19 protein-coding genes and 1 riboswitch are annotated in these 19,889 nt (G+C 44.1%); of the genes, 17 read left to right on the forward strand and 2 right to left on the reverse strand.

Annotated features, from left to right (window positions below; translation table 11 throughout):
* Positions 1–10: 10 nt before the first annotated feature.
* From UF75_RS01915 to UF75_RS01975, 13 genes are all read left to right on the forward strand, one after another.
* Entirely contained in the window at positions 11–529 is a 519-nt protein-coding gene (locus tag UF75_RS01915) for a cob(I)yrinic acid a,c-diamide adenosyltransferase (RefSeq protein ID WP_045572913.1), read from the forward strand.
* Entirely contained in the window at positions 526–1,482 is a 957-nt protein-coding gene (gene meaB / locus UF75_RS01920; protein ID WP_045572914.1) for a methylmalonyl Co-A mutase-associated GTPase MeaB, read from the forward strand. Before UF75_RS01915 ends, meaB begins: the two co-directional genes overlap by 4 nt.
* Positions 1,475–3,112 carry a methylmalonyl-CoA mutase family protein gene (locus UF75_RS01925; RefSeq protein WP_045572915.1) on the forward strand — a complete coding sequence of 546 codons (1,638 nt, stop codon included), beginning with the start codon at positions 1,475–1,477 and terminating at the stop codon, positions 3,110–3,112. Before meaB ends, UF75_RS01925 begins: the two co-directional genes overlap by 8 nt.
* Positions 3,113–3,133: 21 nt before the next feature.
* Positions 3,134–3,553 (forward strand): cobalamin B12-binding domain-containing protein, encoded by a 420-nt coding sequence (locus tag UF75_RS01930; protein ID WP_045572916.1) that lies wholly within the window; start codon positions 3,134–3,136, stop codon positions 3,551–3,553.
* 337 nt (positions 3,554–3,890) lie between these two features.
* Positions 3,891–4,517 (forward strand): TetR/AcrR family transcriptional regulator, encoded by a 627-nt coding sequence (locus UF75_RS01935; protein WP_045572917.1) that lies wholly within the window; start codon positions 3,891–3,893, stop codon positions 4,515–4,517.
* A 71-nt stretch (positions 4,518–4,588) separates the two neighbouring features.
* Complete coding sequence (locus UF75_RS01940) at positions 4,589–5,605, forward strand: HlyD family efflux transporter periplasmic adaptor subunit (protein ID WP_045572918.1); 1,017 nt, start codon at positions 4,589–4,591, stop codon at positions 5,603–5,605.
* 14 nt (positions 5,606–5,619) lie between these two features.
* Complete coding sequence (locus UF75_RS01945; protein ID WP_045572919.1) at positions 5,620–6,393, forward strand: ABC transporter ATP-binding protein; 774 nt, start codon at positions 5,620–5,622, stop codon at positions 6,391–6,393.
* Positions 6,393–7,538: an ABC transporter permease gene (locus UF75_RS01950; RefSeq protein ID WP_045572920.1), complete on the forward strand. Its 1,146-nt coding sequence runs from the start codon at positions 6,393–6,395 to the stop codon at positions 7,536–7,538. Before UF75_RS01945 ends, UF75_RS01950 begins: the two co-directional genes overlap by 1 nt.
* A 338-nt stretch (positions 7,539–7,876) precedes the next feature.
* Entirely contained in the window at positions 7,877–8,563 is a 687-nt protein-coding gene (locus UF75_RS01955) for a peptidylprolyl isomerase (protein ID WP_045572921.1), read from the forward strand.
* A gap of 71 nt (positions 8,564–8,634) precedes the next feature.
* Positions 8,635–9,828: an aminotransferase class I/II-fold pyridoxal phosphate-dependent enzyme gene (locus tag UF75_RS01960; RefSeq protein WP_045572922.1), complete on the forward strand. Its 1,194-nt coding sequence runs from the start codon at positions 8,635–8,637 to the stop codon at positions 9,826–9,828.
* Positions 9,829–10,050: 222 nt separating this feature from the next.
* Positions 10,051–11,409: an MATE family efflux transporter gene (locus UF75_RS01965; protein WP_045572923.1), complete on the forward strand. Its 1,359-nt coding sequence runs from the start codon at positions 10,051–10,053 to the stop codon at positions 11,407–11,409.
* Positions 11,410–11,602: 193 nt separating this feature from the next.
* A riboswitch (cyclic di-GMP riboswitch) is annotated at positions 11,603–11,695 on the forward strand.
* A 153-nt stretch (positions 11,696–11,848) separates the two neighbouring features.
* Entirely contained in the window at positions 11,849–12,550 is a 702-nt protein-coding gene (locus UF75_RS01970; RefSeq protein ID WP_045572924.1) for a DUF2225 domain-containing protein, read from the forward strand.
* A gap of 96 nt (positions 12,551–12,646) precedes the next feature.
* The gene (locus UF75_RS01975) at positions 12,647–14,815 is read left to right on the forward strand and encodes a Tex family protein (RefSeq protein WP_045572925.1); all 2,169 of its coding nucleotides are present in this window, start codon (positions 12,647–12,649) and stop codon (positions 14,813–14,815) included.
* A gap of 188 nt (positions 14,816–15,003) precedes the next feature.
* On the opposite strand, the gene UF75_RS01980 is transcribed toward UF75_RS01975, so the two are convergent.
* Both UF75_RS01980 and UF75_RS01985 read right to left on the reverse strand, forming a co-directional pair.
* Positions 15,004–15,681, reverse strand: coding sequence for an HD-GYP domain-containing protein (locus UF75_RS01980; RefSeq protein ID WP_082074969.1), 678 nt, complete (start codon positions 15,679–15,681; stop codon positions 15,004–15,006).
* Positions 15,682–15,707: 26 nt separating this feature from the next.
* The gene (locus UF75_RS01985) at positions 15,708–16,067 is read right to left on the reverse strand and encodes a response regulator (protein WP_045572926.1); all 360 of its coding nucleotides are present in this window, start codon (positions 16,065–16,067) and stop codon (positions 15,708–15,710) included.
* A 122-nt stretch (positions 16,068–16,189) separates the two neighbouring features.
* Here UF75_RS01985 and UF75_RS01990 point away from each other — a divergent pair, with 122 nt between their 5' ends.
* From UF75_RS01990 to UF75_RS02005, 4 genes are all read left to right on the forward strand, one after another.
* A complete protein-coding gene (locus UF75_RS01990) occupies positions 16,190–16,546 on the forward strand; it encodes a helix-turn-helix transcriptional regulator (protein ID WP_045572927.1) in 357 nt (118 codons plus the stop codon).
* 290 nt (positions 16,547–16,836) lie between these two features.
* A complete protein-coding gene (locus tag UF75_RS01995; RefSeq protein ID WP_045572928.1) occupies positions 16,837–17,769 on the forward strand; it encodes a DMT family transporter in 933 nt (310 codons plus the stop codon).
* The gene (locus tag UF75_RS02000; protein WP_045572986.1) at positions 17,735–18,916 is read left to right on the forward strand and encodes an amidohydrolase; all 1,182 of its coding nucleotides are present in this window, start codon (positions 17,735–17,737) and stop codon (positions 18,914–18,916) included. Before UF75_RS01995 ends, UF75_RS02000 begins: the two co-directional genes overlap by 35 nt.
* 3 nt (positions 18,917–18,919) lie before the next feature.
* Positions 18,920–19,855: an EamA family transporter gene (locus UF75_RS02005; RefSeq protein WP_045572929.1), complete on the forward strand. Its 936-nt coding sequence runs from the start codon at positions 18,920–18,922 to the stop codon at positions 19,853–19,855.
* Positions 19,856–19,889 lie beyond the last annotated feature (34 nt).

Here is a 19,889-nt window from a genome sequence, read left to right on the forward strand (position 1 = left end):
GGTAAGAGGGGTGTCAGGACTTATACTGGTTTATACTGGGAATGGCAAAGGCAAGACCACAGCGTCTTTGGGACTATGCATGAGAGCGCTTGGACATAACCAAACCGTTGGATTTCTTCAATTCATGAAGGGAAGTAAGAACTACGGAGAAGTAAAAATAGCCAACTTGTTTTCCAACTTTACCTTGGTACAGTCAGGGCAGGAATCCTTTGTCTCGTACGAAAATCCAGATCCAGTGGACATTCAGATGGCCCAAGAAGGGATTAAAATTGCCAAACAATGGTTTGAAGAGGATAAGTTTGACCTTATTGTACTTGATGAAATCCTGGTTGCAGTTGCCTACAAATTATTATCGGTTGAGCAGGTCTTAGATTTAGTGCGAAATAGACCCCTTCGCCTCAATTTGGTTATGACTGGACGTTATGCAGCACCCGAGATTATTGCAATTGCAGATACAGTCACAGAAATGACTGAGCAAAGGCATGCTTATCAACGTGGGGTAGAGGCAAAGGCAGGGATGGAATTTTGAATAAAGAACTATTGGACCAATGGCTGGCACGCCTCTTTGACCGAGATCGTAGGGCCACAGCCAAACTAATTTCTTGGGTCGAAGACGATGTTGAGCGAGAGTATATTATGCGTGCTGTCCTAAAACAAACTGGACAACAGATGGTTGTAGGAATAACAGGGCCTCCAGGAGCGGGAAAAAGTTCGTTAGTTGAGGCTTTGACAAAACTTTATCGCGGTAAGGATGAAAGGGTTGGGATTGTAGCCGTCGATCCTAGTAGTCCCTATTCTGGTGGGGCTATTTTGGGAGATAGGATTCGAATGCAGGCTCATGGGACAGATCGGGATGTCTTTATCCGAAGCATGGGGACCCGTGGACATTTAGGGGGAGTCACGCGTTCCACGTCCGATGTCTTGCGTATTTTAGAGGGTGGAGGCTATGGGCGGCTTCTTTTGGAAACGGTTGGAGTCGGCCAATCTGAACTGGAAATTATGCAAATTGCAGATACGGTCGTGGTCGTACTTAACCCGGGGACCGGGGATGGAATTCAGGCTATTAAAGCAGGGATTATGGAAGTCGCCGATGTTTTTGTGATTAATAAATCAGATTTACCAGGGTCGGAACGAATGAAGAATGATATTGAGATGATGTTAAACTTAAATTGTGACGGGAAAGCTTGGCGCCCACCTGTCGTCCTAACGAGCGTTATTGACCAAAACGGGCTGGAGACTTTGCGAGAAAAGATCGAGGCCCATCAATTGTATATGCTGGAGTCTGGGCAAAGGGATGAGCGCCGTAAGGAACGTCTTCGTCAGGAAGTTTGGCGCCATTGGAAAGATAGGCTACAGGTAACGTTCGAAAATGTTTGGCAAGTAGCCCAAGAAAAATGGGGAGATCTAGAAAATGGGGATTCCTATGAATTAGCTGGGGAGTTATGGCGAAGGGTTTTAAGGGAGGATAAATGGCATGAGTAATAACTTCTTGAGCTGGAAAGCGAACTATGACGCCAAAAAGGAGCGGAAAGGCCCCTTCTTTACAGTGTCGAGTGTTCCAATTGACCCGCTTTATGCACCAGGGCATACAGCAGAGATTGATTATGAACGAGATTTGGGAAATCCGGGGGAGTATCCCTACACACGCGGAGTCCGTTCAAATATGTACCGCGGTCGACTTTGGACGATGCGGATGTTTGCCGGGTTTGCCACGGCCAAAGAATCGAATGAACGGTATAAGTTTTTACTCAGTCAGGGCCAAACGGGTTTGAGTGTGGCCTTCGATATGCCAACCATTATGGGTTATGATTCGGATCACCCGCGCGCTTACGGAGAGGTTGGTCGGGTGGGTGTTGCTATTGATTCACTGCAAGACATGGAAACGTTGTTTAGGGATATCTCACTCGATAAGGTCAGTACGTCAATGACCATTAATGCACCCGCCTCCATCATTTGGTCTATGTATGTGGTGGCCGCGGAAAAACAAGGGATCTCAGCCAATAAATTAACCGGGACCATTCAAAATGATATTTTAAAGGAATACATTGCGCAAAAGTCTTGGATCTTCCCTCCAGATCCTTCAATGCGTCTGATCACGGATATTTTCAAGTTTTCTAAAGAGCATGTGCCGAAGTGGAATACCATTAGTATCAGTGGTTACCACATTCGAGAGGCAGGGGCGACCGCTCTTCAAGAACTAGCCTTCACGCTCGCTGATGGCTTCGCCTATGTCGAAGCAGGGGTTAAAGCTGGATTGGATGTGGATGACTTTGCTCCTCGTTTGTCGTTCTTCTTTAATTCCCACACGGATTTCTTCGAAGAAATTGCCAAATATCGGGCTGCTCGCCGGATCTGGGCGCGCCATATGAAAGAAAAATACGGGGCCAAAAAGGAAGAGAGTCTACTGATGCGCTTCCATACCCAAACCGCGGGCTGTTCTCTAACGGGCCCCCAACCAGAAAATAACATTGTGCGCACAGCGTATCAAGCAATGGCCGCCGTCCTAGGGGGAACTCAGTCGCTGCATACCAATTCCATGGACGAGGTTTTGGCGTTGCCCTCGGAAAAGGCAGCTCAGATTGCTCTACGAACCCAACAAGTGCTTGCCTATGAAACAGGGGTCGTAAATACCATTGATCCGTTGGCTGGGTCCTATTTTATGGAGACCTTGACCAATCAAATGGAGGAAGGGGCTGAAGAGTACTTTCAAAAGATTGATGAATTGGGAGGGGTCCTAGGCGCAATTAGGGAGAACTTCTTCCAGCAAGAAATTGCGGATGCAGCTTATCGCTATCAAAAAGAGATCGAAACTAATGAGCGTATTATTGTAGGCATTAATGACTTTGTCAATGAGGGAAAAGACAAGATTGATTTATTAAAAATTGATCCTGAAGTTGAGCTTTCGCAAATAACCAGGCTTAAGGATTTAAAACAAAGCCGGGATAACATCCGTGTTCAGACAACCTTGTCGGATTTGAAGGAAGCAGCCCAGGGAACGGATAATTTGATTCCGAAGATCATGGACGCCGTGCGGGCTTATGCCACTGAGGGAGAAATGGTTGCTGTCCTCAAAGAGGTCTTCGGAGAGTATCGAGAACAAGCCGTATTTTAGGATAGTTGGGAGAAAAGGACGATGAATAAAACTCGAATACGTGTCCTGGTGGGTAAACCGGGATTGGACGGACATGACCGAGGTGCTAAAGTTATAGCCCGCGCACTGCGTGATGCCGGAATGGAAGTCATCTATTCCGGATTGCATCAAACCCCAGAACAACTCGTGGAAGCGGCGATCCAAGAAGATGTCGATTTAATAGGGGTCAGCGTTCTATCTGGAGCGCATATGACGATTTTCCCAAGAATTAAGGAACTGCTCAAAGAGCAGAATGCTGAAGACATTCTGCTCATGGGTGGGGGGACGATTCCAGAGGAAGACATTGTTACCCTAGTAGAGGCTGGTCATGCGGAAGCCTTGTTTACACCGGGGGCAACAACGACCGAAATTGTGAGTTGGATTAGGGATAGATTAGAGGCTAGTAAAGAGGTTAGTGTCTGAGTAGAGATAAATGGAATATTATTTATAAAAGGGAGCCTTTTCAATCAAAGTGGAAAGGCTCCTTTCGACAGTTATCCGCCAGAAATGATAGGTAAAAGTCTGATGTCTGAACCTCAATCGCATTAATCAGCTCACGAGTCTAAACCTCTACAATTGTCAATGTCGTGTATTCTCTTATGGATTTTTTTAGGATTGAAACGTTTCTAAATCAATGATGATCCATTTAAAAAAAAGAGTTTCGAGTTCCTGATTGACAGGAAAGTTGAATCTGTTATTATAGGAGTGAGTAATCACTCATTATGAAATTAGTAATAATTTTATTTAATTGGGAGGACTTATGAACTCAAATCGTGCAACTAAACGAATAGAAAATGGTAGAAGGAAAACAGCGGAAGAGCGGCGCCAAGATATTCTCGAAGCAGCGCTCAATATTTTTACACAAAAAGGGTATAATGGTTCTACCACAGCAGAAATAGCCCGCGCAGCGTCTGTCGCTGAAGGGACCATTTTTAGGCATTTTGCTACTAAGAAAGAGTTACTAATTGCGGTATTAGAACCAAAGATTCTGGTCGGGTTAATCAATTTAGACAAAGAACACAGAGAATACACCCCTACTGAATTTTTCAGGTGTTTTCTCAAGAATCGCCTGGAGCTGATTAAAGAAAACAACGGTCTTTTTCGCTTTATGTTTGCAGAAGCTCAGTACCACAGTGAAGTGAGGGAGGCCTTATTTAAAGCGATCCTAGAGCAGGGGATAGGTATCATCAAGCCCTGGTATGAAAAGGGTGTCGAACAAGGTGAGTTTAGACCTCTCCCATTTATACCGACGATGCGGAGTTTTATGGGGATGGCTTTGTTTTACGGGATATTCAATGGCGCTTTCCCTGGGTTACCTCAGGAAGAAACCTTGGAAGAGGCGGCCGATCAGATGCTTGAGCTTTTTTTAAATGGGTTGCTCGTTTAAGTAAGAATGAGAGAACTCTAGCCCTCGGGGAGATTTTCGGAGCGATGTTCAAGGAGCGGGAGGAGAAAACCATGAGAAAAAAGGTTGGATTCGTATTCATAGTTCTTGTTCTTATTACTCTGGCGGTTTTGGGAAATCGGTATTTTAACCGTTCTACAGACTCAAACACCTATTCTGGTACGATTGAAGGAACTGAAATTCCAGTGCAACCAGAGCTTGGTGGCAGAATCGTGGAGTTGTTAGTGAGAGAAGGTCAGGTCATTAAGACCGGAGACATCATTGCTAAACTAGATGACACTCAGGCTAAGATTTCCTTGGATATCGCGAAGAGCCAACAAACCCAGGCCCAAGCAAAACTCAACGATCTTTTAGGGGGAGCACGGGTGGAGGAAATCCGACGTCTTGAGAACGTGGTGACCCAGGCGAAGGCTAATATGGCCGCTCTGGAACAAAGTCTTAAATTTGAAGAAGATACTCTGACCATTGATCAGAAATTGTATGAAAGTGGTGCAATGAGTAAACAGGTCGTGGATGCTCAGCAAAATAAACTTGCTACCTTAAAGTCCCAATATCAGGGCGCACAAGCTGGTGTAAATGTAGCACAGGCCAGTCTGGACCAAGCGCAAGCGGGGTATACTCAACCGACTATTCAAGCTCAGAAAGCGGCCGTTGATATTGCGGCTCAGTCTGTTAAAACAGCTGAACTGGGTTTAAGCAAACTTACTATTAATAGTCCTGCAAGTGGTCAGGTACTCTATCAGAATGTCGAATTTGGACAAGTTGTCAATCCCGGCACAACCCTGGCGACGATTTTGAATCCTAATGATTTATGGATTAAAATATATATCCCTGGGGCTAAGCTGAGTCAGATAAAAATGGGTGGGACGGTATCGATTGTAGCGGATTCATACCCTAATAAGACGTTTAAAGGGCAAATTCAATATATTAGCAATCAATCGGAATTTACTCCGAAGAACATTCAAACAAAGGAAGAACGAACGACGACAGTTTATGCTGTTAAAATAAGCATTACTGAAGGCAAAGATCAGTTGAAAGCCGGTATGCCAGCAGATGTAACCCTGGAGTAAAGGAGTGAGGCAGAATGAGTTTAGCGATTGATTGCCAGGGTTTGCTCAAACGGTTTGGCTCGTATACAGCAGTTCAAGGCGTAAGTTTCCAACTTCCAACTGGAGCCATTATGGGCTTTGTGGGGCCAAATGGTGCCGGAAAAACCACGCTCATCCGCATGCTATGTGGAGTTTTGGTGCCGACTGAGGGTCAGGCTACGGTGCTGGGTTATGACGTGTTGACTCAGCCAGAGGAAATCAAACAACGAATTGGCTATATGTCCCAGAAGTTTAGCCTCTACGAAGATCTAACCGTACGTGAGAATCTTGACTTTTATGCCGGGGTATATAGTCTCTATGGGAAAAAAGCTCAAGAACAGAAGAATCGGGTCATTGAACGGATCGGCTTGGGTGAGCGAACCGCTCAGTTAGTTTCTTCCCTCTCGGGTGGTTGGAAGCAAAGAGTGGCTTTAGCTTGCGCGCTACTGCATGATCCCCAACTGCTCATTCTTGATGAACCGACGGCAGGGGTAGATCCAGTTTCGCGGCGTATTTTCTTGGATTTGATCCACCAATTAGCTAAAGAAGGAATGACGGTTCTTATCAGTACCCACTACATGGATGAAGCGGCCACCTGTGACTATTTGGGTTTTGTTTTTTACGGGCGGTTAATCGCCTTTGGTTCGCCTGACGATATGAAGAAAAAAGAGGCTAAAGATAATTTAGATGATCTCTTCATCTATTATGTCGAACATGAAGCCTCGGATGATCCTCGCAATTTCGTCCGCAAGAAAGGAGGACGAGGCTAATGGGGGGATTTTCTTGGGTGCGATTTTTGGCAGTCTTAAGAAAGGAATTCATTCATATCCGACGAGACCGCGCCAGTTTAATCATGGCTATTGCAATGCCGATTGGAATGCTCCTCCTGTTTGGTTATGCCGTCAATACGGATGTAGACCACCTTTCTACCGTTGTTTGGGATCAATCTCAGACTGCTGATAGTCGAGATTTTATAACCTCAATCCGAAACACTCAATATTTAGATCCCGATGAATATGTCCAAGGATATCATCAGATCGAAGGCTACCTAGATAGCGGTAAGGCTCGGGTGGCAGTCATTATCCCGCCTGATTTTGGCAAAGAACTACAAAGGGATAATGGTCAGGGTGACGTACAAGTTTTAGTGGATGGATCAGATCCTACAATTGCTCGGGCGGCTATGTCCGCGGTTCAGATGCTGGGACTTAATAAATCTCTGGAGATTCAGGGGGTACGACTTGCAGCTCGTGGTGCAGCAGCAGGTACCAACATGCCGCTTAATATCGAGACCAGAGTCTGGTACAACCCAGACATGAAGTCGATGGTCTTTAATATTCCGGCTTTGATCGGTCTAATCCTACAGAATGTGATAGCTATGTTAACTTCGTTCTCGATTGTGAGAGAAAAAGAACGCGGTACCATGGAGCAAGTAGTCGTGACTCCTATTCGTTCACTTGAGTTGCTGATGGGTAAGCTTCTTCCGTTCGTGTTGATCGGATTTGTTTCTCTGACCTTGATTTTGGCAACGGGAATATTCTGGTTTGGAGTTATGCCAGCAGGTAGTATCCCACTGCTAGTGTTCTTATCCACCATCTTTCTATTTACTATTCTTGCCATCGGGCTCTTGATTTCCAGTGTTGCTAAGACTCAACTTCAGGCCATGCAAATGACCTTCATCTTGATCTTGCCCTCGATCCTATTGTCGGGTTTTATCTTTCCTAGGGAAACGATGCCGATCCCATTAAAGATTTTAGGGGGCCTATTTCCGTTAACATATTTTCTTAATATCGTGCGGGGAATCTTCCTCAAAGGGGTGGGGATGGAGTATCTTTGGCAGGACACGCTCATTTTATGTGCGTTTGCTATTATCTTGGTGGGAATCGCCGCCAAGAAGTTTAAAAAGAATTTAGATTAGGAGGGCGTGAAGTTGCGGAGGGTGTGATGTTGCTCCACTCACCCACGGCGCCATCGCTACCACGCTTGATTACGAGGCAAGGAGCGACATACCTTCATGGTAATACCTGAGGTGTGTCGCTCCTTGCCATCCATGGCGGCACTCTAATCTCGAACGTTCTGTTCGAGTCATGGACAAGCCCTGTGCAAGTCAAGACTCGTCCCCACCTTGCCCATAACTTGCACATGAATTACTTATGAGTTAGATTAAGAAAAATGGTATAATGTTTTGGGTAATCGTAAGACTCAAATTAGTTAAAGAAAATCTTGTGGTAAGAGGATTATTGGAGGGAGCAAATCATGAAGAAGTTTAAACTTGGGTTATTATTTTTAACGTTAGTGATGATCTTAACGACCATCGGGTGCGGATCACAGACCCCTAACACTAGCAGTTCACAACCGACGAATAAGGATAATACACAAAGCCAAACACAGAGTCAAGTAGAAACACCGATTGTCAAAAACAATCCTATTGTCACGATTACCATGGCAAGTGGGGAACAGATAAAAGTGGAGCTTTACCCTAATGTTGCCCCCAATACTGTGAGAAATTTTATATCTCTAGCGCAAAAGGGGTTTTATAATGGGTTGATCTTTCATCGAGTAATTCCTAAGTTTATGATTCAAGGCGGGGATCCCAACGGAAATGGTACTGGTGGACCAGGATATAGCATTAAGGGAGAGTTTACAAACAACGGTTTTACCAATAATCTGAAGCATGAACGTGGCGTAATCTCCATGGGTAGAACTCAACAGGATCGTAATTCGGCGGGCTCTCAATTTTTTATTATGACTGCTACTGTCCCGGACTTAGATAAAGACTATGCAGCCTTCGGCAAGGTGATTAGCGGTATGGAGGCTGTCGATAAAATTGTCAATAGTCTGAGGGACAAAGCGGATAAACCCCTGAAAGAACAGGTTATGAAAAGCGTAACGGTTGACACACTGGGGGAAAAATATGCTGAACCCGAAGTGATTAAAAAATAATCAGTATCAATGTTATGTTTTTTAGTAAATTGGTCAGCGAAACACTAGAAGAAAAGGAACGGAGTGTAGTAATGCTATCACCAGCGAAACGTCTTGAGGGTTTAGGAGCATCGGTTTTTACAGAAATGGATAATTTGAAAAGAGAACTAGAAAAAGAGGGCAAAGCATTAATTAATCTAAGCATTGGCAGTCCAGACCGAGCCCCAGCCATGGAAATCCGCCAGGTTTTGAGTCAGGCTGTCTTTGATGAAACCCAATATGGGTACACCTTGACTCGAGGAACCGAAGAATTCCGCAAGGCTTGTGCAGCGTGGTATTTAGAACGATTTGGAGTGGCACTCAATTCTGAAACTGAGGTGCTGCCTCTAATGGGTTCCCAGGATGGGCTTGCGCATATTTTCTTAGCTTATATTAATCCTGGCGATTTGGCCTTAATTCCCGATCCCGGTTATCCGATTTATACGGCCGGGCTGATCCTTGCCGGCGGAGAAAAAGTGGCGTTCCCACTCTTAAAGGAAAATGGCTTTTTACCAGATCTTCGCAAGATTGATCCAAACATAGCCCGTAAGGCAAAACTAATGCTCTTAAATTACCCGAATAACCCTACTGCAGCGGTGGCTAGTCTTTCATTCTTTGAAGAGGTTGTAGAGTTTGCGAGGAAGTATGATCTTCTTATCTGTCATGATGTTGCTTATTCTGAATTAGCCTTTGAAGGATATCGACCTGTAAGCTTTCTGCAAGCTCAAGGGGCGAAAGAGGTTGGTATCGAATTTCATTCTGTCTCTAAAACCTATAATTTAGCCGGGGCCAGACTAGGGTTTGTGGTTGGAAATGCTGATGTGATAGGAACTCTCGCTCAACTTAAATCAAATATTGATTATGGTGTGTTTGGTCCAGTCTTAAAGGCGGGTGCCTTTGCCCTCAGTTCTGTGCAGGACTCTATCGAAGAGAACCGAAATGCCTATCAAAGACGGCGGGATATTTTGATTGAAGGCTGTAGCCAAGCCGGTTGGAACATACCGATTCCCCAAGGTTCGATGTTTATTTGGGCACCTGTTCCTACTAAACAAGATTCAGTTGCTTTTGCGAGGGAACTTGCTCGTGAGGCAGGCGTGATTGTTGTGCCTGGACTGGCCTTTGGAGAACACGGTGAAGGATATGTGAGAATAGCTATGGTTCAAGATGAAAGCGTCCTACAGGAAGCAGTTCGGCGAATTCAGCGGTTTCTATTAAAAGGTGGACTGAAAGGACTAGGCACAATTTGATTGCAGATGCGAGTGCAGAGTACGTGAGACCACTACCCCTTGTTAGAAGGGGTAGTCTCACGATTGGATGAACACTTAAGGGCTTACTTAAAGTGAGTGCTACTAGGAGGTATAATCACGACTTAAAGTTGTGGTTATACCTTTTCCTATCCAGAACTGTATAAATGATGAGATTCTGGTATAATAACTATGCACATTAGAAGAAACAGTGAAGGAGATTCTATGAACCGTTCACAACAACTTGGGGAGGAAAAGGTAGGAAAGCTTCTGCTTAAATTCTCCATACCAGCCATTATCGGTATGTTAGTTAATGGTCTTTATAATATTGTGGATCGGATTTTCGTCGGTCAAGGTGTAGGCGCATTGGCGCTTTCAGGGACTGCAATCAGCTTTCCTTTTACGCTAGCCATTATGGCTTTTGGAATGTTAATTGGAATTGGTGCAACAGCAGTAATCTCTATCCGGTTAGGACAACAGAAAAAAGAAGAAGCAGAGCAGATTGTGGGTAACGCGTTTGTCTTACTATTGGCAATTTCCTTAATAATTACTCTTTTAGGATTTGCCTTTATGGATCCACTTTTGCTCCTTTTCGGAGCGAGTAGTGACGTTCTCCCTTACGCTAAGGAATATCTAACAGTTCTCTTGTGGGGCGCCGTTTTCCAGACCATTGGTTTTGGCATGAACAATTTTATTCGTGCAGAAGGAAATCCCAAGGTTGCTATGTATACCATGATTCTGGGAGCAGTTTTAAACACAATACTCAATCCGATTTTTATCTTTGTATTACACCTTGGCGTTGCCGGATCGGCTCTTGCTACGGTTATTTCTCAATTTATTACTGCAGTTTGGGTGTTATCATACTTCCTCGGAAAACGGGCATTACTTAAACTCCACGTTCGAAACCTTAAACTCAAATGGGCTTTTGTTAGAGATATTTTGGCAATTGGGGTTTCTCCATTTTCCATGCAAATAGTGGGCAGTGTCGTGACTGTGCTTTTAAATAAAGCATTGGTTAATTACGGTGGAGATTTGTCAATTGCTGCAATGGGTGTAATAAATAGTATTGCAATGCTTATATTTATGCCGGTTTTTGGAATAGGACAAGGAGCTCAGCCGATTCTAGGGTACAATTACGGTGCGAGGAGATATGATCGAGTTAAGCAGACACTAAGGCTATCCATAATGGGTGCCACTGGTGTGATGGTTTTCGGCTTTATTCTGGTCGAATTATTCCCTGTTGCGCTAATGGCGCTTTTTAGTAAGGATACTGAACTCATTCGTATTGGGTCAAATGGGCTACGTATTTTTTTAATAATGCTTCCGGTGATCGGCTTTCAAGTGATGGCGGTGAATTACTTTCAAGCAACGGGCAAACCTAGAAAATCCTTATTCTTAAGTTTATCGAGGCAATTGATATTCTTGGTTCCAATGATCTTAATTCTCCCCAAATTTTGGGGATTAACAGGTGTTTGGTTAGCGGGACCGGTGGCGGATTTAGCTTCCTCTGGTCTCACGGTGCTATGGTTACACAAGGATCTTAAGCAGTTGGATACGGCATTTATAGAACACTCTATCCAATAGGCAAAAGGTATCTGCCTGTACAAGAAGGTTCGGCGCTCACCAAATACATAATGCTTGTGAACATGGGAGATTCAATTTTAATGAGTTGAAATGAAAATTTTACAATTAGTGGAAATTAGTAAGTTTCTAATTATATTGAAGGAATACCACTTTCTATGTCGAATGAGTAAAAGTAAGAAATTAATTCTTTAATAATCATAAGAGGCAAATCTATCGAAAGGTAGAGACGCAAAGCCACGGGTCTAAGGGTAGTACTTCGTACTATTACGATAGCCGGGTTGCAGAATGTGCATTCTAGATGTCTATCTGCTGAGGGTTCGGTAGGTAGGTTTTTTTTTACCAGAATGACGTAACGATGTCTAAATTATTTGAATGCCATAGCTTTTTATTTAAGTGATAAGATGCATAGACATGAAATTATTACTAGGGGGACTCTCGCATGCAGCCAATAGAACCATTTTATGAAAAGAAGTTGACTTGTGTTTTTTGCGGGAAGCCGTTCACGACACAGAGAGTGCGTTCGCGCTTTTCGATACCTCATCAAGTCGACAGTGATTTTTGCCCTCATTTTCGAGACGGAAATTACAATCCGCATTTTTATTATGTTAATGTTTGTCCAGACTGTGGTTTCGCCTTTTCTGAAGAGTTTTCCGATCAATTTCCAAAAGGATCCAAGGAAATTATTCGTTTTCAGATCACGGGTCATTGGACTAAAAGAAACTTCGGACATGTCAGGGATATTCATCAAGCGTTAGAATCCTATAAACTAGCAATTCTAGCAGGCTCTCTAAAGCAAGAAAAAAATGCTGTTCTAGCAGGACTTTGTCTGCGTTTGGCTTGGCTCTACCGGACAGAGAATAATACTGACCAAGAAATGCGTTTTATGGGTTTAGCGCTCAATGCATATGAAGAATCGTTTGTACATTCTGATTTTGCGGGTTCCTCAATGTCAGAAATAGACGTTTTATATATGATAGGTGAGCTTAGCCGTCGTTTAGGACAATATAAGAAGGCCATTACTTATTTCGCTAAGGCCATTGAGCATAAAAATGCCAAAGATGAACCAAAAGTTATTAATAGGGCGAGAGAACAATGGAAAGTTGCAGTAGAAGAAAACCGTCAGGGAACTACTCAAAAATGATTTAAATGGATAATTTTGTTCAGTTCGCTAAAAATGGTATAATAACTTCAATGTGTTTTTAGGACTTACTATAAGGATCTAGGGAGGTATTAACCTTTGGAGTTTAATCAAGTCATTGCCCAAGAATTGGGACTTAAGATATCCCAAGTGAAAGAAGCCGTTGATTTATTGGATGGGGGAAATACCATCCCTTTTATTGCCCGTTACCGCAAGGAGGTAACAGGGGAATTGGATGAAAATGTTCTGCGCGATATCGTAGATCGGTTAGACTATTTACGCCGTTTGGATCAGCGGAAAACAGAAGTCATGCGACTCATAGACGAACAGGGTAAGCTTACGGAAGAACTGTCTACCCAAATAATGTCTGCAACTGTTCTTCAGGACGTTGAAGATCTCTACCGACCCTATAAACAAAAACGCCGTACACGGGCGACGATTGCAAAGGAAAAGGGCCTCGAGCCGTTGGCGGAATGGTTGTTAGTGCAGTATATCAGAGGAGATCCTCAAGTAGAGGCAGAGAAATATCTGAATACTGAATTAGACGTCAATTCCTCGGACGAAGCTTTGGCCGGTGCAATGGATATTATCGCCGAGACGATTGCCGATGATGCAGCTCTTCGAAAACGGATTAGACAAGAAACCTTTCGCATTGCGGATGTCGTTGCTGCCTCAATCGCGAAGAAAGCGAAGGAGCGGTCACCCTTTGAGATGTATTACGATTACCGGGAGCCTGTTCGAAAAATTCCCCCGCATCGTGTTCTAGCCCTTAATCGAGGAGAAAAGGAAGAATTTCTTTCTGTCAAAATCGATGCTCCGCAAGAAACCCTACATAGACTTCTTGAATTGCGCTATGTCAAAACGGGGCCGTGTGCGCCATGGGTTCAAAAAGCGGCACTTGATGCTTATAAACGATTGATCGAACCCTCGATCGAACGGGAAGTGCGTGCTGAACTGTCTGCTCAAGCGGAAGAGCAAGCCATTAAAGTATTTGCCGCTAATCTGCGCCAGCTTTTACTTCAACCACCCGTCCGTGGGAAAATGGTACTTGGACTTGATCCAGGGTTTATTTCAGGCTGTAAGTGGGCGGTTGTAGATGAAACAGGAAAGCTCTTGAAGGTTGGAGTTATTTACCCACATCCGCCACAGAAGAAACGTCAAGAGGCTAAAGAGATATTACGGAAGGCAATAGCGGAGTTTGATGCAAATCTTATTGCCATTGGGAATGGTACCGCCTCTAGAGAAACGGAAGAGGTCGTGGCAGAAATGATTCGGGAAGATGGGATTTCTGCAGAATTCATTTTGGTGAGTGAAGCCGGGGCATCTGTGTACTCCGCCTCTAAACTGGCAGGTGATGAATTTCCAGACTTCGATCTTTCCCTTCGGAGTGCAGTGTCTATTGCCAGAAGGCTACAAGATCCCCTAGCAGAACTCGTAAAGATCGAACCGAAGGCTGTAGGAGTCGGACAATATCAGCATGATGTTCAGCCTAAACGCTTAGAGGAGTCCCTCCATGGAGTCGTGGAATCCTGTGTGAATGTCGTTGGAGTTGATTTAAACACCGCCTCAGCTTCATTGCTCCAATACGTAGCAGGTTTAAAGTCAGCAGTTGCCAAAAACGTTGTAGCCTGGCGGGATGAACATGGAAAATTTAGCCGTCGTGATCAGCTTAAGAAAATTCCACGGCTGGGAGCCCAAACGTATATTCAGTGTGCGGGGTTTATTCGCCTGCCGGATGGAGTTAATCCTTTGGAAAACACACCTGTTCATCCGGAATCGTATGAGCTAGCGGAAAATATCCTAAAAAAAATCGGGCACACTTCAGAGGATTTGCGAGCGAGGCTCGCTGAAGTGCGCAAGAAACTGGCTGTATTAGAGGCTCAGGAGTTGGCCAGTGAATTTGATGCCGGGGTTCCGACGATTCGAGATATTTTAGACGCTCTGCAAAGGCCCGGTAGAGATCCACGGGAAGATTTACCTCGACCGTTACTACGGCGAGATGTCACACGTATGGAGGATCTTAGCGAAGGGATGGTCTTAGAGGGGACAGTACGCAATGTTGTGGATTTCGGAGCGTTTGTGGATATCGGTGTGAAGCACGATGGGTTGGTTCATATTTCCCAGTTGTGTGATAAGTTCATCAAACATCCCATGGAAGCCGTCGCAGTTGGGGATATTGTCAAGGTACGTGTGATCGGGATAGATAAGGGAAGAGAACGTGTGAGTCTATCCATGCGAGATAGTTCGAACCCAATTAAGCCTATCTGATCAGAACTACAAGAGCGTCATGGTTTCAAACTTTATAGAAAGAATAACCACGGCTTAATAAGTCGTGGTTATTCTTTTTACATATAAATCAGTGTACAACTATCAGCGTCTCCCAAATCAAGTTTGCACATTGAGTTTTGCTTAATACCGATTTTGGAGAAATCTCCACTGTAAGAAACAGACAACTATTATTTATCTCCGAGTTTTAAAGAGACCTCTTGCTTGATCATCTCGACAAAAGTTTGTCCTAGGTAAGGGTCGAACTGTCTCCCTGATTGTAGCTGTATTTCCTCTAAAGCTACCTCAAGGGTCATAGCTCTTCGATAAAGCCTACCGGATGTCATGGCCTCGAAGGCATCAGCTAAGGAAACAATTCGTGCCGCAAGTGGGATCTTTTCTCCTCGAAGCCCTTGTGGATAACCTTTTCCATTGTAGTGTTCATGATGATGAAGGGCAATGGGAATAATAGAGTGTAAAGCTCGGGAAGGCTCTAATATTCGAGCGCCAATCTCGGGATGTTTCTCAATCCTGACATATTCATCGGCTGTTAATGCCCATGGTTTAAGCAAAATATCGTCTCTGATTCCGATTTTACCAATGTCGTGGAGCAAAGCACCTATACGGAGTTGTTCGATTTCTTCTTGAGAGAGTCCTAACTGAATGCCCAACATGACAGCGTATGTCGTCACCAGAACTGAGTGTTCCCAAGTCTCTATGTTCTTTGCGGCAAGTGCCATTGCTAAAGTCTGCAAAAATTCGCTGAGTGATAGTACTTTTTTACTTTCAAGCGCAACATTATCGACACTATCGAGAAAGAATTCTTGAATCTGGAACGAATCTATTATGCTGCTTTTCCCTGAGCGCATGCGCCACCTCCAATATAAGTACGGGTTTATTCAAAAACTATTCGAACCTTATGTATAAGTTCGTAAATATCAAATGGTTTCATCAATACATCTTGTGCCCCTTGCTTCTTAGCTTGTTCCTCTATCTCCTCTCCGCTAACCATGATCACAGGAATGTCCTTAGCGAGCCCATCCTTCTTTAGCAATTGTAATACATCTAAGCCACAGATATCAGGCATGTTATTATCGAGTAAAATAAGAGATGGTTTGTATTCAGATAAGGCATACCCTAAACATTCGTCACCACTGCCCACCTGTTTAGATTCATAGCCTGCGTTAGATAGTACCTCCGCAAACAACCTGCGAATGTATCGCCTATCATCTACTACTAATATGTATTCGACCACGATCTTTCTCCTCCCAATTATATATTATATGACTATTAGTATATGTTTTCAACATATTTTACAAACTTATAGTATGTGAAAGAGTTGAACTCTGACCTTTACAATGGTAATGAGGTGATAATATGGAAAGTATCCGAAAAGTTGTAGGAAAAAACATACGGTTCTACCGTCTAACTAAAGGCTTCACACAGGAATTCCTTGCTGAAAAACTCGATGTAAGTAGTACATATATCGGTTATCTGGAAAGAGGTCAAAAATCCCCCTCATTGGAGCTGATTTCTAAAATATCAAAAGCACTGGAAATTGAACCTGCTTTACTATTAAGCTCACCCGACAAGGGGGATGATGAACTGAAACGTTTAATATCACTTTTATCTGGCAAAGCACCATACTCTGTTGCCTTCGTCCATAATATTGCCACCGCTTACTTTAAATCCCTCGAAGACCATGACTACCAAAAGGACCAGTTGCATCGCTGATGAGCGGTTCATTTAAAAAGGTTTCCTCTTTTTAACATCAAAAAATACTATTTGATTTTTCTTGATGGACATATCATTACGCTGACAATATACGTAACTCTGATTTGTGTAAAAGAACTTGTCCATGTAATTAGTTACTGGTCGTAACTGGAATTCTTTTTAATCCCGAGCTGTGATAATATCAATAGTCTGATATAATGATCAAATGGGTTTATTAGCGCTTTTGGGGATTGCGGGTTAGACAATCCTTCCAAGTGAGAGAAAAGATTTGAAAAAGAGGGTCATTTTACGTGCAGAAGGTTAAAAAAAGGCGTTTGCAGGGAGTTGGAGCTGTCCTTGTGGCGGGAACCGGTTACGCCTTAATGTCCATACTAGTTAAGGGGGCTTTCCAGCTTGGGCTCGGCCCAATTCAGGTGATTGCTCTGCAATCATGGATTGCGTCGATCCTCCTACTTCTCTATGCTGTGTTCTTTAAACGAGAGGTATTTATAGTTCCACTTCATACTTTGTGGTTACTAGCCTTACAAGGCTTGGTCGGCGCCTTTGGAACCAGCCTCTTATACGCGTATGCGCTCATGTTTCTTCCTGTCTCTGTGGCAATCTTACTTCTTTATCTTTATCCGGCGTTAGTTTTAGCGGCGGGGGTAATAATTTGGCACAAAAAGGTTGGCCGCCAAGAGCTGGTAGCTTTTCTTTTAACCTTGTCAGGAACCACGCTGGCAAGTGGAATTTTCTCGGGAGTGAGTGAAGTCGCGTTAGTAGGGATCATTCTGGGTTTGGCTTCTGCGATAGCCTACGCTACCTTTAACATTGTCGGGGAATTAGTCTTAGCTAAGGTATCCCCTTTAGTGGCTATGTGCTTTACCCAATGGGTTTGTGCTATAGCCCTGTTGTTTGTCATGAAGGGAGATGTCATGAATATTCCTTGGCAGAACGCTCAAACTTGGAAAATTGGCATCTTACTAGCGACGGTCGCCTCCATAATTCCGTTTTACATGATTCTGCTGGGAATTGAGCGATTAGGGGCAGATCAAGCGGCTATTCTCAGTACGTTTGAGTTACCGATGACGTTTCTTATGGCAGCCGTTTTCCTAGAAGAGTTTCCTAAAGTGACACAATTAATAGGTGGGAGTTTAGTTTTAGGTGGAATATTTTTATTAAACTGGAGGAGTAAAGGTGAACAAAGAAATGAAGAAGCTTTTTATCAAGAACGGTCAGATTAAAACAATGACCGGACGAGAATTTATGGGGGATATTCTAATTGAGGGAACAAAAATAACGGCCCTTGAAGAAACTTCGGTGATCGACGCTCCAGCAGATGCAACTGTAATTGATGCTATGGGTTGTCTTGTTATGCCAGGCATGATTGATGCTCATTGTCACGTAGGAATTGGAGAAGAGATTTACCGGTGGGAAGGGGAAGACTTCAACGAAATGACGGATCCTGTGACTCCGGACATGCGAGCGATTGATGGAATTAACCCAGAAGATGAGGGTTTTCGCGATGCTCGTTTAGGGGGTGTGACAGCCGTTTTTACGGTGCCTGGCAGTGCCAATGTCATTGGAGGAACGGGGGTCGTCATGAAGACAGCTGGGAAAATCGTGGATAAGATGATTGTTCGCGATCCTGCTGGTTTGAAAGTGGCCTTTGGTGAAAATCCCAAGATGGTGTACGGCGAACAAAAAAAGATGCCCATGACTCGAATGGGTACAGCAGCCCTTCTGCGTCAGGCCTTGGTCGATGCGCAGGTGTACCGAGATAAATTGGAAGAAGGCAAAACAGATACCGATAAACTTCCGGAACGAGATTTAGGCTTAGAAACTCTGGTCCAAGTGATTAACCGCGAAATTCCATTGCGTGCGCATGCTCATCGTGCGGATGATATTATGACGGCCATTCGTATTGCCCGAGAATTCAAGGTTGATCTAGTCATTGAACATTGTACAGAAGGTCATAAAATTGCCGAAGAACTTGCAGAGCTTGGCTATCCGGCAGTGGTGGGTCCGTTGTTGACGAACCGTTCCAAAGTGGAACTTAAGGATAAGTCCTTTAAAACTCCTGGCATCTTGGCTAAAGCAGGGGTGAAAGTGGCGATTATGACGGATCACTCGGTCACACCGATTGAACAACTTCCACTTTGTGCTGCTTTAGCGTGCAAAGCGGGGATGGATATCGAGGAGGCTTTACGCGCCATTACGATTAATCCGGCCGAAATCTTAGGTGTGTCTGATCGGATAGGGTCACTTGAAGTTGGGAAAGATGCGGATATTGTGATTTGGAGTGAGCATCCCTTGATAATTACCGCACGTCCGCTCTATGTGATTATTGACGGTAAGATTGTGAACCCTGAACCAAGGGAGGGTGATTAAGTCATGAGTTCTAAACCCTCTCCTGGACTCCCAATTGTTGCGGGTATCGGAATGGCCATAATTTGGGGATTTTCCTTTTTATTTACCAAGGAGACTCTCGATCATACCTTTCCGCTCCAACTATTGGGCTTTCGCTTCGGGGCTGCAGCTCTATTATTGAGCTTGTTGAAATTGACGGGTCTAATTCGGATTGAACTTAAAGGAAAACCGATCTCATCCTTACTCCTACTGGCTCTTTTTCAACCGGGTCTTTATTTCATTGGAGAAACTTGGGGTGTTAAGTGGACTTCGGCTTCTGAAGCCGGTATGGTTATCGCTTTGGTCCCAGTTTCCATCGCAACCATGGCCGCGATTTTTCTAAAAGAGAAACTCAATACTAAGCAAGTCCTTTCGATCGGTGCCTCTGTCGTGGGCGTGATGATCATTGTGTCAGTGCAAGGGACCCTTCAGTTTGGAGAGCATCTCTGGGGAATTCTGGCGCTTCTCGTAGCGGTGCTGGCTGCGGGAGCCTACGGTATTTTATCAAGACATTCCTCAGCGAGTTTTAATCCCTTGGAGATCACCTTTGTCATGATGTGGTCCGGAACAGTGATCTTTAATGTATTAGGTGTTGGACAAAGTGCACTCCAAGGGGATTTAGTGTCTTATCTAAAACCACTTCAATTGACGAGTGTGCTATGGGCAATTTTCTACCTAAGTGCGATTTCGTCAGTGCTGGCATTTTTCCTTTCCAATTATATGTTTGCTGCCTTGCCCGTTTCTCAAACCGCACCGATTTTAAATCTTATTACGGTTGTGTCGGTTTTTTCTGGAGTGTTTTTTCGAGGAGAGCAGTTTGGCTGGATCCATGCTATCGGGATTACTTTGATTATACTGGGAGTTTGGGGTACGAATGTTTTTGGCAGAACTAACTTAACACCCCTTTCGGAGAGCGCATAGCTGTTGCGAGGTTCGATGCACGAAGCACGAAATT

Source organism: Desulfosporosinus sp. I2 (genome assembly GCF_000960765.1).
Lineage (GTDB): Bacteria > Bacillota > Desulfitobacteriia > Desulfitobacteriales > Desulfitobacteriaceae > Desulfosporosinus.